This window comes from Clostridium sp. USBA 49 (assembly GCF_900167505.1).
GTDB classification, from domain to species: Bacteria; Bacillota; Clostridia; order Clostridiales; family Clostridiaceae; genus Clostridium_AT; species Clostridium_AT prolinivorans.
On sequence record NZ_FUYD01000001.1, the window covers coordinates 20,757 to 36,832 of the forward strand.

Annotated in this window: 19 protein-coding genes; all 19 read right to left on the reverse strand. The window is 26.1% G+C overall.

Annotated features, from left to right (window positions below; all coding sequences use genetic code 11):
• Positions 1-36 precede the first annotated feature (36 nt).
• Entirely contained in the window at positions 37-1,683 is a 1,647-nt protein-coding gene (locus tag B5D11_RS00110; RefSeq protein ID WP_078681015.1) for a flagellar hook protein FlgE, read from the reverse strand.
• A 91-nt stretch (positions 1,684-1,774) separates the two neighbouring features.
• Positions 1,775-2,161, reverse strand: coding sequence for a TIGR02530 family flagellar biosynthesis protein (locus B5D11_RS00115; RefSeq protein ID WP_078681016.1), 387 nt, complete (start codon positions 2,159-2,161; stop codon positions 1,775-1,777).
• Between the two features lie 15 nt (positions 2,162-2,176).
• A complete protein-coding gene (locus tag B5D11_RS00120; RefSeq protein ID WP_078681017.1) occupies positions 2,177-2,608 on the reverse strand; it encodes a flagellar hook capping FlgD N-terminal domain-containing protein in 432 nt (143 codons plus the stop codon).
• Between the two features lie 11 nt (positions 2,609-2,619).
• The gene (locus B5D11_RS00125) at positions 2,620-4,719 is read right to left on the reverse strand and encodes a flagellar hook-length control protein FliK (protein ID WP_180376926.1); all 2,100 of its coding nucleotides are present in this window, start codon (positions 4,717-4,719) and stop codon (positions 2,620-2,622) included.
• A 4-nt stretch (positions 4,720-4,723) separates the two neighbouring features.
• Positions 4,724-5,161: a flagellar export protein FliJ gene (gene fliJ / locus B5D11_RS00130; RefSeq protein WP_078681019.1), complete on the reverse strand. Its 438-nt coding sequence runs from the start codon at positions 5,159-5,161 to the stop codon at positions 4,724-4,726.
• A 14-nt stretch (positions 5,162-5,175) separates the two neighbouring features.
• Positions 5,176-6,483 carry a flagellar protein export ATPase FliI gene (fliI, locus tag B5D11_RS00135; protein ID WP_078681020.1) on the reverse strand — a complete coding sequence of 436 codons (1,308 nt, stop codon included), beginning with the start codon at positions 6,481-6,483 and terminating at the stop codon, positions 5,176-5,178.
• Between the two features lies 1 nt (position 6,484).
• Positions 6,485-7,231, reverse strand: coding sequence for a FliH/SctL family protein (locus B5D11_RS00140; RefSeq protein ID WP_078681021.1), 747 nt, complete (start codon positions 7,229-7,231; stop codon positions 6,485-6,487).
• Positions 7,215-8,228 carry a flagellar motor switch protein FliG gene (gene fliG, locus B5D11_RS00145; RefSeq protein WP_078681022.1) on the reverse strand — a complete coding sequence of 338 codons (1,014 nt, stop codon included), beginning with the start codon at positions 8,226-8,228 and terminating at the stop codon, positions 7,215-7,217. Before fliG ends, B5D11_RS00140 begins: the two co-directional genes overlap by 17 nt.
• An 8-nt stretch (positions 8,229-8,236) precedes the next feature.
• Positions 8,237-9,826 carry a flagellar basal-body MS-ring/collar protein FliF gene (gene fliF / locus B5D11_RS00150; RefSeq protein WP_078681023.1) on the reverse strand — a complete coding sequence of 530 codons (1,590 nt, stop codon included), beginning with the start codon at positions 9,824-9,826 and terminating at the stop codon, positions 8,237-8,239.
• A gap of 26 nt (positions 9,827-9,852) precedes the next feature.
• A complete protein-coding gene (gene fliE / locus B5D11_RS00155) occupies positions 9,853-10,152 on the reverse strand; it encodes a flagellar hook-basal body complex protein FliE (protein WP_078681024.1) in 300 nt (99 codons plus the stop codon).
• An 11-nt stretch (positions 10,153-10,163) separates the two neighbouring features.
• On the reverse strand, positions 10,164-10,595 hold the full coding sequence (flgC, locus tag B5D11_RS00160; protein WP_078681025.1) for a flagellar basal body rod protein FlgC: 432 nt from the start codon (positions 10,593-10,595) through the stop codon (positions 10,164-10,166).
• A 2-nt stretch (positions 10,596-10,597) separates the two neighbouring features.
• A complete protein-coding gene (flgB, locus tag B5D11_RS00165; RefSeq protein ID WP_078681026.1) occupies positions 10,598-10,999 on the reverse strand; it encodes a flagellar basal body rod protein FlgB in 402 nt (133 codons plus the stop codon).
• 212 nt (positions 11,000-11,211) lie between these two features.
• Positions 11,212-12,054, reverse strand: coding sequence for a flagellin N-terminal helical domain-containing protein (locus tag B5D11_RS00170; protein ID WP_078681027.1), 843 nt, complete (start codon positions 12,052-12,054; stop codon positions 11,212-11,214).
• Between the two features lie 199 nt (positions 12,055-12,253).
• The gene (locus B5D11_RS00175) at positions 12,254-12,595 is read right to left on the reverse strand and encodes a flagellar protein FliT (RefSeq protein ID WP_078681028.1); all 342 of its coding nucleotides are present in this window, start codon (positions 12,593-12,595) and stop codon (positions 12,254-12,256) included.
• A gap of 11 nt (positions 12,596-12,606) precedes the next feature.
• Entirely contained in the window at positions 12,607-14,502 is a 1,896-nt protein-coding gene (gene fliD / locus B5D11_RS00180; protein WP_078681029.1) for a flagellar filament capping protein FliD, read from the reverse strand.
• 101 nt (positions 14,503-14,603) lie between these two features.
• Complete coding sequence (fliS, locus tag B5D11_RS00185; RefSeq protein ID WP_078681030.1) at positions 14,604-14,990, reverse strand: flagellar export chaperone FliS; 387 nt, start codon at positions 14,988-14,990, stop codon at positions 14,604-14,606.
• Between the two features lie 26 nt (positions 14,991-15,016).
• A complete protein-coding gene (locus tag B5D11_RS00190; protein ID WP_078681031.1) occupies positions 15,017-15,367 on the reverse strand; it encodes a flagellar protein FlaG in 351 nt (116 codons plus the stop codon).
• Positions 15,368-15,427: 60 nt separating this feature from the next.
• Entirely contained in the window at positions 15,428-15,643 is a 216-nt protein-coding gene (gene csrA / locus B5D11_RS00195) for a carbon storage regulator CsrA (RefSeq protein WP_078681032.1), read from the reverse strand.
• A gap of 4 nt (positions 15,644-15,647) precedes the next feature.
• Positions 15,648-16,073, reverse strand: a complete 426-nt coding sequence (gene fliW / locus B5D11_RS00200; RefSeq protein ID WP_078681033.1) for a flagellar assembly protein FliW — start codon at positions 16,071-16,073, stop codon at positions 15,648-15,650.
• Positions 16,074-16,076 lie beyond the last annotated feature (3 nt).

Below are 16,076 nucleotides of genomic sequence, written 5' to 3' on the forward strand. Positions count from 1 at the left end.
ACGAAAAAATCCGTTAGCCAAATTTATTATTATGTTTTATCTCTTTAAATTTAATATATCTTGAAGTATTTCATCTCCAGTAGTTATTACCTTTCCATTTGCTTGAAAAGCTCTACTTGTTACTATCATTTCAGTAAATTGTTCAGCTAAATCTACATTTGACATTTCAAGAACACCTTGTAGAATATCCCCATATCCTTTACTATTATCGTCGCCTGCAGTATTAACTCCTGTTTTTATTGTAGCATTTCCAGAGTTAGCAGAAGCAGAATAAAGATTTTTTCCAAGCTTAGTTAACCCTTCAGGATTTTTAAAAGATGCCATAGCAATCTGACCTAAAGAAGTAGCACTTCCATCTTCTAAAATTCCACTTATTGTTCCATCAGCACTTACACTAAAACTTATTAAACGCATAGCTTCCCCATTTTTTATTACTGTATCAGGTATTCTCAATGTTTTTAAGCTTGTATCTTGAGCTTTTAACTCTGTAGTAGCATCAACAAAATGTATATTACCATCACTGTCTATACTATTTGTTCCTATATACATAGATTTTAAAGGAGATATAAGCTTTATATCATTTGTTGCTTTTGAAGGATCAATTTCATCTAATCCATTCGGAGTTAAAGTTATTTCTTCTAAATCTAATCCAGTGTTATTTGTACCAGATGCTCCTTTAATTGCAGTCAATATATCACTAGCTTTATAAGTTCCACTGCTACCTAAACTTAAAATTATAGTTTTCCCATCATTACTAAATTGTCCTGAAACAGAATTTCCTGTAGTAGTAGTAAACTTGATAGTTAAATCTCCTTTACCTATATTTTCATCACCTATATCAAAAGTAAATTCATTATCACCTCCTATAATTGCTCCTGTTTTAGTTATAGAATCAATGTCAATTTTATCAGTACCATTTGCTATTACACTAAACTTTGATAAGTCATAGTCACGAACATTATTTGTAGATTTTTTTATTAAATTTTGTATATCTAAAGCTGTATAATTATTTTTAGTATTACTTAGTGTTAAAGTCAGAATAGTTCCATCAGCATTAAAAGATGCACTTTCTGAAGCTCCAAGTTTAAATTCTATACCCAAAACTCCTTTATCAGCATTTTCGGCACCGGCATCTATTGTAAAACTATTCCCTCCTGCGGAGGTTACTCCTCTAGTTGAAATCATAGAATATCCCAAAACTCTATAACCATTAGATGTTACTAAATTCCCATCATTATCTAAACCAAAAGCTCCATCTCTTGTATACATTGCATCAATTCCTGAATTAGTTAAAGAATTTCCATCTATATTATGATTACCTGCTGTATTATTTACAGTAATTTTATTATCAAAAACAGTTGGTCCTTTACCTACAATAAAATAACCTTCTCCATCTATAGCCATATCAAGATTTCTTGAAGTTGGCTGCATATTACCTTGTTTTGCTATTGTATCAATACCAGCTATCTGCACTCCCATACCAACTTGTGAAGGGTTTACTCCACCTTGATTTTCCATTGGAGCCATAGCAACATTTACACTTTGACTTAAAAGATCTTGAAATTTTACCCTGTTAGCTTTAAAAGCTGTAGTACCTACATTTGATATATTATTACCTATAACATCTAATTTTGTTTGATTTGCTTTCATTCCACTTATTCCTGAATACAATGATCTTAACATAATTAGCCTCCTAAATATAAATGATTATAAATATTTTTACTTTGCTTCAATCAGTCCACAAAGCTTGGCTTCCTCTTACAGGTCCAGCCTTTTATAACAAAACAACACTATCTATGTTTGTAAAAACATTTTCTTTCCCATTTTCTTTTCCCATAGCAGTTATAATAGTTCTATTTTTAATACTTGCAATTAACACTAAATCTTTATATAAAATTAAAGATTCATTAGCACCTTTTTCATTAGCTTTATTAATACCTTCATTAATTTTATTCATATCACCTTCATTTAGTGTAATATTTCTATCTTTTAATCTTTCAGCTGCATGATTAGATATAACAAAGCTATCCTTTTGATTTAATTCTTTTTTTAATACTTCCTTAAAATTATTATTCGTTTCTTTATTCTTTGGAGCAATATTTTGATGCTGCATAAAATCTTCGACAGAATAAAGTTTGCCGTTTATTACTCTATATCCCAAAATTAATCACCTGCTCTAATTACCATAATTAATTTCTACAACATCAGAATAATTAAAATCTTTAGATATTATTTCATTATTTTCAACAACATTAACTTTAACAATAATATCGTCTCCATTTTTAACCACACTTCTTACTATCCCTGAATATTGATTCCCAAAACTATCATAACTATTTAACTTTACATTTGCTCCAACAATACTTGCTGCTCCTGTAAATTTCATAGTACTATTAAGATTAGTTAATTGCTCTAATTCTGCAAATTGTGCCATTTGTGCAACAAATTGTGTTGAATCTTTAGCATTTTCAGGATCTTGATTGGTAAGCTCTGCCATTAAAATTTTAAGAAAAGCATTTTTATCAATCTCATTCCCATTTTTAACAATTTTTGTACCTTTATTTGTTGCTGTTGTTGTAGAATAATTTTTTATTTCACTCATTTCCATATTTTCACATCCTATGCTAAAATATTTAAATTATTATCATATAAATCTTTTTCTTCTAATATTGATATTTCTTCATTTTCTTTATAATTTAATTTTTTATAATTATTTTGCTGTTTAAAACTTTCTTGGTTCCCTTGATTTTGATTGAAATTATACCCATTAAATAAATTCAAACTGAAACTTTGTATTTTGGTATTTTGCTCCATAAGCTGAGCATTAAATTCATGCAATTTAGAATTAATAATATGATAAGTTATTTCATTCTTAACTGCTATATTAGCTTTCATAATTCCATTTTCCATAGTTACACTAATAGCTAATTCTCCAAGTTCTTTAGGATTAATTTTTACTGTTAATTCTTTTATATTTTCATTTTCCATATATTTTACAGCTCTGATTAGATCTTTTACAACATTATTTCTATTAATAACAATATCATCATTTTTATGTATCATAGAATTTTCTTTTACTGAATTTAATTTGCTCATAAATAAGTTTTGATTTGGTGTTAAGTTTTCTTTATTTTTATTGATTTTATCCCCTTGAATAATATCTTCTAATACTTTATTTTCATCTTTATTAATATTTTTAATTTTATCTGTATTTAAATAATTGTAAATTATATTTTTATCTTTATAAGTATGATTTAACTTAACTTGTTTATTAAAACTTTCATGTAAATCATCATTTATTAATTTAAAATAATCTTCTGTTTTTTTATTGTATACATATTGTTTTAATAAATTTAATTTATCTGTTTTACTTTGTTTACTGGTTAAAATTTCTATAATATCTGTTTTAATTTTATAAATTATACTGTCATTATCGTTATTAAAATTTTTATTGTTTATTACATCAGATTTTTCTTTAATTGCATTAGAAATATTAAAATTAGTCTCAGATTTAAATTGATTATCTATAACAGTTAATGTTTCATAAATTGTTTTATTATTATTAAATAATTTTTGAAGTTTTTCTTTTAAATCTTTTTTTATATTATTTTTAATTTCATCAATATCAATGCCTTTTGTATTCATTTCTTTTATTTGATTTAATATATTGTTGTTTTCTGATGCAATTAATTCTTTTTTAATTTTTGGATTTGAATCAAATCCTTCTAAAGTATTACTTTGATTAGTGTTAAATTTTGATTTTATATAATTTTCAACATTATTTAAATATAAAATAGTTTCATTTATATTTTTAGATTTAGATAAATTTAAATTTTTATTTAATGTTTCTTCATCTAAATATAAATCCTCTTTTATTTCAGAGTAGTTTATTTTAGGCATAATCAAATTATTATTTAATACTTCTTCAATTAAATCAGTTAATTGAACTAAAAAAATTAAATTTTCTATATTATCTTTATTTCCATTATCTTTATTTTTTAATTCTTCATAAAGACTTTTCAATTTATCAATGTTGAAATTATTTTTACTTGTACTAAAATTATCTTTTTTATAATTATTATTATTTAAATCATGAAGATTTTCTTCTATATATTTTTTTATATTATATTTAATTTCATCAATATCAATGTCTTTTTCATTGATTTCTTTTATTTGATTTAATATATTGTTGTTTTCTGATGTAATTAATTCTTTTTTAATTTTTGGATTTGAATCAAATCCTTCTAAAGTATTACTTTGATTAGTGTTAAAATTTGATTTTATATAATTTTCAACATTATTTAAATATAAAATAGGTTCATTTATATTTTTAGATTTAGAGAAATTTAAATTTTTATTTAATGTTTCTTCATCTAAATATAAATCCTCTTTTATTTTAGAGTAGTTTATTTTAGGCGTAATCAAATTATTATTTAATACTTCTTCAATTAAATCAGTTAATTGAACTAAAAAAATTAAATTTTCTATATTATCTTTATTTCCATTATCTTTATTTTTTAATTCTTCATAAAGACTTTTCAATTTATCAATATTTAAATTATTTTTACTTGTACTAAAATCATCTATTTCGTAATTATTGTTATTTAAATCATTTAAAATTTTTAAAAATTTTTTATCTTCATTTTCATTAATACTATTAAATTTATCCATACTGGTATTAGTATTAACTAAAGTATTAAAAACATTAGATACCTGCACTATTTCACCTCCTTTCTCTATTCCTAATAAATGCATAAAGAGCAAATTCATCTATTGATTTTTGTTCTATTAAATTTTGCTGTCTAATAAATATTTTAAGTTTTTTTTCTTTTAAAGTTTCTACAGTTTTTCTTTCAATCTGTCTTTTTTTTAATTCTTCTCTCATTTCTTCAAGCTTTTGTGCTTTATTTTGAAGCTCTAAATTTGTTTCCATAATAGCTTTATTTAATGAATTAAGATATATATTTTTTATTTTTTTTTCAACTAAAGTATCTTTTGAGGAAGACTTATTGTGTTTATTATAATTTTCTTTAAGATTTTTAAGTCTTTCTTCAACTTTTTCCTTTTCAATTTGTGCCTCTCTAAACAATCTTTTGCTTTCTTCTTCCATATCTTTTCTTATATCTAAGAGCTTTTGAAGTCTAAAATTAAATCCTTTCAAATATAGAACACTTCCTAACTAAAAATATTTTTTAAAGCTTTTATGCTATTTTTAAAGTCTGTGTGTTCTTTTACATCTTGTTTTAAAAATTTTTCTATAGCTTCATTATAATTTATAGCCAAATCAATTTTTTTACTGCTACCTTTAACATAAGCTCCAATATTTATTAAATCCTCTGCATCTTTATATGTTGAAAGTAAGTCTCTAGCAAAAGAAGCTGCTTTCTTATGTTCTTCATCTGCTATTTCTGACATTAATCTGCTTATACTGCTAAGTATATCAATAGCAGGATAATGATTTTTAGCTGCAAGTTCTCTTGAAAGAACAATATGTCCATCTAAAATACCTCTTACAGCATCAGCTATAGGTTCATTAAAATCATCTCCATCAACAAGCACTGTATAAAAAGCTGTTATAGAGCCTTTGTCAGACATACCTGAACGTTCCATAAGCCTTGGAAGCATAGCAAAAACAGAAGGAGTATATCCTTTTGTAGCTGGAGGCTCACCAATAGCAAGTCCAACTTCTCTTTGTGCCATAGCAAATCTAGTAACTGAATCCATCATTAATATTACTTTTTTACCTTTATCTCTAAAATATTCAGCTATAGCTGTAGCTGTAAAAGCTCCTTTAAGTCTTACAAGCGCTGGTCTATCAGAAGTAGCACATACAATTACAGATTTTTTAAGTCCTTCTTCTCCTAGATCTCTTTCAATGAAATCTAATACCTCTCTTCCTCTTTCACCAATAAGTGCAATAACATTTATATCTGCCTGTGCATATTTAGCAATCATTCCTAAAGTAGTACTTTTACCAACACCACTACCTGCAAATATACCTACTCTTTGTCCTTCTCCACAGGTTAAAAATCCATCTATAGCTCTTACTCCGGTAGGTAAAACATCTCTTATTCTTCTTCTTTTTAAAGGATTAGGAGGATCTCTATCTAATTCATAAAAACTTCCTTCTTTTATATCTTCTCCATTTAATGGATTGCCTAATCCATCCAATACTTTTCCGCAAAGTTCATCAGAGCACTTAACACTTAAAGGTCTTCCTTCAGGAACTACTCTACATCCTGGTGCAATAGCCGTAAGTTCTCCAAGTGGCATAAGAATTACATTATCATCCTTAAAACCGACAACCTCACAAAGTATAGGGCAATCCTTTTGATTATATATAGTACATACTTCTCCAATAAAAGCCTTTATGCCTTCAACTTCAATAGTAAGGCCTATTACATTTTTTACCATGCCTTCTACATACTTTAAATCAGTATTTTGAATTTTACTTTTAAAATAATTAAAATCAATAGACAGCATATTATTCTTTCCCTTCAAAAATTTCTTTTATTTTTAAAAGTGAAGAATCTATACCAACTAAAATTTTCCCGTTACCTTTATCTATAAGTGCATTACCCGGTTCTATACTTTCATCTCCTACAACAAAAACATCACCTAAATATGTTAGTTCATTTTTCCATAAATCTATTTTTGATTTAATCTCATTTACATAAATACTATTACATCTTATAATAAAATTTTGAGAACTTTGAGAACTTTTTAACGCATCAAATATCATATTATTAATAGCTTCTTTATTTAAAACTTCTTTTTTTAATACATTTTCTGAAATAGTTAAAATTAAATCATATATTTCATTTTTTTTGTTTTCTAAATAATTCTCATATTCGATTTTTGCATTTTTTAACATATTTTCTGCTATTGCAATTATGGCATTACTTTTTTCTTTTGCTTCTTCTAAAGCTTTGTTGTATCCTTCTATTTTCCCTTTATTAAAAGCATTTTCATATATTTCATTAACTTTACTTTGAGCTTCTTCTTCTATATTTCTTGCGTCTTCATAAGCTTTAGAAATTATAATTTCACTTTCTCTTCTTGCATTTTGCAGCATTGTTTTTACTAAATTCTCATAGCTTTCTATGTGTTCTTTAGCATCTTTTTCTTTTCCTTCTTTTTTTGTAGCAGGCAGTTCTTCATTAGTAATTATTTCCTTTTCTCCCAAACTTTTAATATTTGTATTTTTTATTACATTATACAATAATTGCATCTTCGCCACCTCTTGAAATAACAATTTCTCCTGCTTCGTCTAATCTTCTTATTATTGCAACAATTTTCTGCTGTGCTTTTTCAACATCAATAAGTCTTACAGGTCCTAAGAATTCCATATCTTCCTTTAATGTAGCAGCAGCTCTTTTTGATTGATTTCTAAATATAGCATTTGCAACTTCTTCTGAACATCCTTTAAGTGCCAGTGCAAGATCTTTAGCTTCAATTTCTCTAAGTATTCTTTGAATAGATATATCATCAAGAGTAATAATATCTTCAAATACAAACATAGATTCTTTAATTTTTTCAGCAAGTTCAGCATTTTCTCTTTCTAATCCTTCTGTAATATTTTTTTCAGTAGTTCTATCTACTTGATTTAAAATATCAACAAGTGTTTCAACTCCTCCTAAAGCTGCCATGTCAGACTTGACAATACTTGAAAGTTTAGAATCTAAAACTTTTTCTATTTCTTTTATAATAGCAGGTGATGTATTGCTCATAGAAGCAATTCTATATGCAACCTCTATTTGAATATCTTCAGGCAGTGAAGATAATATCTGTCCTGCTTTATCTGATTGAAGATAACAAAGTATTAAAGCTATGGTTTGAGGATGTTCGTTAGATATAATATTTAAAAGCTGATGAGCATCAGCTTTTCTTGCAATAGAAAAAGGTCTAAATTGCTGAGTTGCCTCTGTAACTTTATCCATAATTTCTTTTGCTCTTTGTGCTCCAAGAGCTTTACCTAAAAGAGTTTTGGCATATTCAATACCGCCTTCTAAAATAAAATCTTTAGCTTTGTTCATTTGTAAAAATTCATTTAATATTTCTTCTTTCTGTTCTGGCTTAACAGATGTTATATTTGCAATTTCATAAGTTATCTTTTGTATTTCTGATTCAGGAAGTTTTTTAATTATTCCTGCGGAGGCATCAGGACCTAAAGTTATAAATAATATAGCTGCCTTTTGAACGCCGCTTAATTTATTTTCTCTAGCCATATATACTGTCACCTCTCATCTTCTGCCAGCCATGATTTTATTATATCAACCACTTGATCTGGTTTTTCAGAAGCATATTTTTTTATTTCCTTTTCTAGATGAAGTTTTTCATTATTGTCATCTAAATCCAAATCAATAGGCTTATATTGATTTTGCGGCATTTGATTTTTGTCCCCTACAACTACATCAATTCCTTTTGGTGATATATTATTCCCTAATGAATCGAATTCTGAGTTTTTCTTTTTACCTTTTCTCATTAAAACTATAAACAAAATAGATAGTAAAAATAACCCTGCTCCAGCTGCAATATACTTATATAATTGCTTCTTTTTCTCTTCTTCTTCTTGTGCTTTCATTTCATCTAAAGCTTTTTTAGCATTTTGTGAATCAGTATCATCAAATACTATACCTTCTACATTAATAGAGTCTCCCCTTTGGCCATCAAATCCAATAGCACCAGCCACAATGCTTGTAACTTGATTTTTAAGAGAATCATCTATATTACCATTTATAATAACAGAAGCTGTTATTCTTTTTATAGAGCCTGGTGCTTTTTGAGTTTTAGTTTCGCTTTTACTTACTTCGTAATTTGTTGTTTGTTCTTTATAAGTAGAACCCTGTAAATTATTATTTGAATTAACAGCACCATTTGTCATATTATTATCAACAGGACTTTGAGATGTAGTAGTGTTATTCCCATTATTATTTTCTTCTATAATTTTTTCACTTATTGGAGTTCCTTTTGGGTCTACCTTAGTAGTTACGTTCTCAACTGCATCAAAATCAAGATCAGCATTAATTTTTACTGTTATATTACGATTGTTAAAAGGTTTTGAAAGTTGTTCTGCAACCTTATCTTCAAGATATTTTTCATACTCTTTTTTCATTTCTTGCTGTTTTAAGGTAGAACTAGTAAGATTAGCAGCATCATCATTAAATAAATCTTTAGTTAAAAGTGTCATTTTATCATCAATAATCTGCACATTCTTACTTGGAAGATTCTTAACACTTCCCGATACAAGTGCAACTATTGCCTTGACTTGTTCATCAGTTAAACTTTGACCTGGTTTCATCATAAGAGTTATAGAAGCACTAGCTGGAGTAGAATCTTTTACAAACACACTATCTTCTGGTAAAACAAGCGCAACTCTTGCTCTTTCAATTTGCGGAAAACTTTTTATGGTTTTTTCTAATTCTCCTTGCAATGCTCTTTGATATTTTATTTTCATTTCCTCATCTGTAGCTCCAAAACTAGTTCCACTGTCTAAAAGTTCCCAGCCCTTACTTCCTGAAGTTAATTGTGGAGCTAACTCAAGCCTTAACTCTTCTTTCATTTCTTTGGGTACATATATAGAATTTCCTGACACTTTATAATCAGTAATTTTCTTTTCTTTTAGCTTTTCTATAACAGTATTTGCATCTGTAGGATCCAAATCAGAAAACAAAATTTCATATTTAGAAGAACTTAAAGAAACAGCTAAATATATAGCTATTACTATTAATCCTGCAAAACTGACTCCCAAAGCTATCTTCTTACCTCTACTAATATTCTCCCATTTACCTTGAAGATTTTTAAAAATCTCCGATAGCTTACCCATTATCTGCACTCCTTACTATAACTCAGCTATAACTGCATTCTTGTGATTTCTTGATATGCTTCTACAATCTTATTTCTAACTTGAACAGCAAGCTCTAAAGACATCTTTGCCTCTTCTGTCTGAAGCATAACATCATGAATATCTACATCTTCTCCTTTTATAAAACTTTCTGTTAAATCTTCAGCTTTAATCTGCTTCTCATTAACTTCGTTTAATTTTTCTTTTAAAGTATCTAAAAAACTTACATTTTCTTCATTTTCTAAATCATCTTTAAATTTTATAGAGTCAAAAATTTTACTATCTGGAACAAAATTATTAATCTTCATATACTATCTCCTTATCTTCCAATTTCTAGTGCTTTTAAAAACATACTTTTTTCAGAATTAATTGCACTTACATTAGCTTCATAAGAACGAGTTGCCGCTATCATATCAGCCATTTCATTTAAAATATTCACATTTGGCATATTTACATAACCATCATTGTCAGCATCAGGGTGACTTGGATCATATACTTTTTTAAAAGGAGAATCATCCTCTTCTATACCTACAGCCTTAACTCCTAATAGATTATTCTCAACTGATCCTGTATTTTTATTAAGTTCTTTATTAAAGTTTTCCTTAAAAACAGCTATTTTCCTTCTATATGGTTGTCCATTTTCACCACGTGTAGTTGAAACATTTGCAATATTTGAAGCTATTGTATCCATTCTTAATCTTTCTGCAGCTAAACCGCTGGCACTAATCCTTAAAGCACTAAAAGCCCTCATTTTTATCTCCTTCCTTCATTAATAACATATCTTTCTAACGCAATTCTACTATTAACTTGACTTATTAAAGCATTATACATAAGAGAATTAGCAGCTTGATTTGTCATTTCATTATCAATATCTACATTATTCCCGTCTTCTCTCATACTTCTTGATGTATCTTGCTCAATTTTTATATTTCCCAAAGATTTGCCATCATTAATATGTTTTTTATCTGTAGTTTTAAGATTTAAATTATCAACGCTATTTTTTAAACTTTCTTCAAAAGATACGTTATATCTTTTATATCCTTTTGTATTAATATTAGCTATATTATTAGCAATTACCTTGCTTCTAAGAGATGAAGCATCTAAACTTTTTTTAAGTAACTCGTAAACATATTGACTTTTCGACAATTCATTCATTTAAATGCACTCCCTTTTGATGTTATTTTACATATATATCCATATTAAGACTTTGTTTAACATTTACAACTAAGTATATTTTACATTAAACAATTTTATTTGTATACCCTAAATTTTTTAACACTTTCGATATTAATCGACAATAAAAATATGATGACAAAAAACTATTTAAATAGTTTTTTGTCATCATATTTTTATTTAATCTATATTTTTTACTTTTTCATATTTTCTAATATTTTTAATACTTCCTGAGGAAATCTATTAGTTTGAACCATAAGTGCATTACCAGCTTCTATAAGTATATTATTTTTAGTAAATTCTATCATTTCATAAGCTATATCAACATCCCTTAAGTCACTTTCTGCCGACTGCATTTTATCTCCAATTTCATTTATATTAAAAAAACTATCTTCAAATCGATTTTCTAAAGCTCCATATTTGCTTAAAACAGAAGATACTGTATCAATAGCAGTATCTATATTTTTTAGAGTATTATCTATAGAATTATCACTAACTACATCTATATTCCCTAAAATATTATAACTATTTAAATTATACATTGGTATGCTTATTTTATCATCTATATTAAATCCTGCAGGCATATTTATAATAATTGGAGATTTATTATCACTTACTTTATCAAATCCAATAATCTTAACTCCATTAAAATCTGTATTTGATGCTATATCATCTATTCCTTTGGTTAATTCATTAATTTCATTTTGTATAATTTGCTTATCATAAATATCGCAAGTTCCATTTCCAGACTTTACTGCTAATTCTCTTATTCTTATAAGCATTTCATTTATACTTTTTAATGCTCCATCTGCAACTTGAAGCATACTTATACCATCTTGAACATTTTTACCAGCCATTTGCATTCCTCTTATCTGCATTCTAAGCCTTTCACTTTTGGCTAAATCATTTGGATCGTCTTTTGCTTTAGTAACTTTATATCCTGAAGAAATCTTCCCCGAAGATATTGCTTGTTTATCTACTACCTTTGAATAATTTTTATATACATTAAGTGACGCTAAATTATGGCTTAATCTCATGTTATCAACTCCAAAATATATTAAAAAATAATTATATTTTCATTATCGTAAAAATTTTTATAAACTTTAATATTTTTATATAATAATTATTATATAAAAATAGTCAGAGAAAATCTCTGACTATTTAATATATTTTTAAAAAATTAATACTTAAATTTTTATAACTAATAAATTATTATATTATTTATTTAAAATTTTTTTATATTTTTTTACTAAAAAATATTGAATCAGGTTTAAAGTTTTTTTGATAATTGTTATTTGCTCTTTTATATGTTTTAAGCTTATTTATTTCTTCTACTATAAACTGTCTTTTTTCATTTATAAGTATATTTAATTCTCTCTCCATTTCTAAGAGTTTAAGTTCCGAAGATATATTTTTAAAATCTTCCAAATTATAATCAATTTTTTTTATTGTATTAATTACAATTTCTCTTTTGTTAAAAATATCTTCCAACGAATTATAATTTTCTTCTTTTATTTCATTTATTAAGCTTTCAGTTATTTTTTTAAAATTTAATAAATTTTCTCTTAAATTATCCATATATTTCTCCATTAATTACCTGACATTCCAAGCTGCTGATAAAGCCAGTTTGACTGATCGTTTAATTTTTGCATTGCTGTTTCAAGTTTTGAAAATTGCATATAATAATTATTTTCTTTATCTGCAAGCTTTTTATTTAAATCAGAAATAATTTTATCCTGATATTTTATTTGATTTGTTAGTAAATTATTATATTCAGTAAAATCACCTTTAATACCAGCTTTTTCAATAAGTAAGCCTTTTTTACCACTATTATTCCTTGAAGTTCTTATATAATCTTGTAAAATATCATTTATTCTTTGAAAAATTCCTTCATCACTATTTCTGTCTTGCCTTTGACTTTGTGTCAAATTAGGACTGTAAGTTGGCTGCTTTGTAGAAACCTGCATAAAAAGTTTTGCAACTTCATCCCCTTTTTCTGCTAGCATGTCTTTAAGTTTTTGCTCTCCTCCTAAAGTGCTGTCAAATATTATTTTCCCCCTTTGAGATATATCACTTGATGTATTTAATCCAATATCTTTTAAGGATAATCCTACTCCTTCTACCTTTTGAAAGAATGCATTTCTCATAGAATAAAGCATGTTTTGAAGATTACTGTCATTTTTTAGCAATCCTTCCTTTGCTTTTTCCTCCCACTTTTTTATATCATCTTCGCTCATTTCCTTTTTTTGTTCATCAGTTAAAGGCTTATAATCATACTGTTTTTTTTCATCAATTTTTTTATTAATTTTATCTACAATTTCATTATATTTATCAATAAAATCTTTAATTTTATCAAAAGTTTTTTGAGTATTTAATGTTACTGTAATATCCACACTTTTGTTTGGATCAGCCTGCATTAAATTATAACTTATATTATCTATAGTAAAAATATTTGATGATTTTATTACTAAGGTTGATGAAGATGCTCCGGGAGGTGTTATCTCTACTTTAGCATCTTGTCCATTTTTTATACTGTAATCTTCTGATAATCCTAATGCACTCATTAATGAACTAGTAGTACCATTATCTAAATTTATAGCCATACTGCTACCTGTTGAAGATGTTTTTAACTCAAATTTTCCTGTTAGTTCGCTAAATTTAGCAGTAACATTTCCAGATGTTTTATTACTTATATTTTGGATAAAATCTCTTAACGTACTTTGATTACTAACATCAATTGAAACTAAATTCCCATTGTATGTAAATTTAAATGAGCCAGTTTCATCAGTCATACCTAAATCTGCAAGTTTTGTAGATAAAGATGGATTAATAACTTTTCCATCTAATACATTTAAATTTTCTATTCCATCTACATTTGTTATTTTTATATTTTCTGTAGTTAATGCGTCAAACTTAATATAAGTATTAGATCCATCTATTATTTTACTTACCTGTATTTTCCCTTTCATAGAACTTGCATTTATTTTACTATTAATGTCATTAACAATGTCATCTACAGAATTTAAATCAGATGATATTGTTATTTCAGTATCATTAAGTTTAATTTTTTTACCCTGCCAAATTGAAGTATCAGTAATATTATCAGTTTTATTAAATACAATTGAATTTGAAGTTATATAAGCACTAGAAGCAAGTTGATTTACTTTTATAGTATATTTACCTGATACTGCTCCTGAAACTGCTGTTACTGTTGCAATAGAGGAATCACTGCTCGTATAATCAAAATCAGCATAATTATTTTTAGAAAGCATATTTGTATCTGGCTTTAAAACATCAAAGTAAGTACTTTTAAATGTATTTAAATCACCAATAATTTCTCTATATAAGTCCTGCTGCCACTGAAGTATTTGCCTATCTTGCATCATCTTATCAACTTTAACTTGCTCAGCTTTCATCATAGTCTTTACCATACTATCAACATCAAGACCTGTAGCAAGACCTGTTATTCTTAATGTATTACTCATAAATTCACCACCTTAAATATTAAATATTAAATTATACACTTTTTATATATTTTGTTGATTTAAGATAATAAAGTAATATAGTTTAAATTAATAAAAATTTTTTATTTATAACTTTTAGCTGCTTTATATGCTTCGTTCCAAGTATCTCTTACATCTTCAATTAATGGTATAATTTCATCCATTATACCTGCATCTTTTTTTATATTTGATTCAATTAACTTTCTTATTATAAAATCATATATTTCTATTAAATTCTTTGCCCATTCTCCACCTTTATTTACATCTAAAGATGCTATAAGTTCATAAAAAATATCTTGAGTTTTGATTATATTTTCGTGAGCTTTTTTTACATCATTATCTAAAATAGATTGTCTAGCTATTTTAGAAAATCTGACAGCTCCATCTAAAAGCATTAAGAGAAGCTGTTCCTTTGATGCATAATTTATGCTATTATTTTTATATGTGTTATATGCATTACTGTTTTGCATTTAACTCATCTCCTTTTCGTAAAATTTTACGCCTTTTTATCAAATAAAATCCCTACAATTTCACACATCTTTGCAACCATATCCAATATTTTTTGTGGAGGAATTTCTTTTATTACCTTACCTGTATTATCATCAACTATTTTAATCATAACATCATTTAATTTATCATGTATTTCATATTCAGCATGAGTTTTATTATCTTCTAAAAATTTATTTAATTTATCTACTGCATTTTTTAAATCTTTTTCTTGTATATCTTTTCCCCCAAATATTTTATTGTTATCTTTTACATTATCTAAAGTTTTTTCAGTACTTATTTTAAAATTTTTATCTATACCAGATTCTATATGCATTCCTTTATCAATTTTTAATTCCATATTATCCCCCTATTATTTAAAAAACATAAAATATTATATTTTATGTTTTTTGATATTCAATTATTTTTTTATATTTTTAAGCACTTCACTGTTAAATAATGTAGCATTTTTATTTTCTTCTATTACTTCTTTATATAGTTCTTTTCTTAAAATTGTTATATTTTTAGGTGCATCAATAGACAGTTTTACAAATTTTTTATCTATATTTACTACTGTTATTTCTATATCTTCACCAATTAAAATAGACTCTCCTTTTTTTCTTGTAATAACAAGCATAAACTCACTCCTTTAAAAGAGGATGCTTTATTTTGTATTTTTCATTATCTAATATTATTTGCTCCCCTAATCTTTCTTTAATATTAATTATTATAGGTGCTTTTAAATTTATAGTTATACTGTTAATATTATTGCTTAAAGTAACTGTATTTAATACTAACACATCCTCTGGTGAAGATATTTTAAGTTCTTTTAATTTTTCATCACTTAATTTAAATTCATAATCTTTAAATATTGTAAATGGAGAAGCAACCACTAATCCAATTTCTTCATTTTCTACAGAATGTAAAATGCTAAATATATTATTTTCTTCAACAGAAAATAATATAAATTTATTTAATTTTTCGAATCCAGGAAGTCCTTTTTTAAAATATATTATATCTTCTTCTTTAAACTCTTTTACTCCATGATATTTTGTGTTAAACTTCATAAT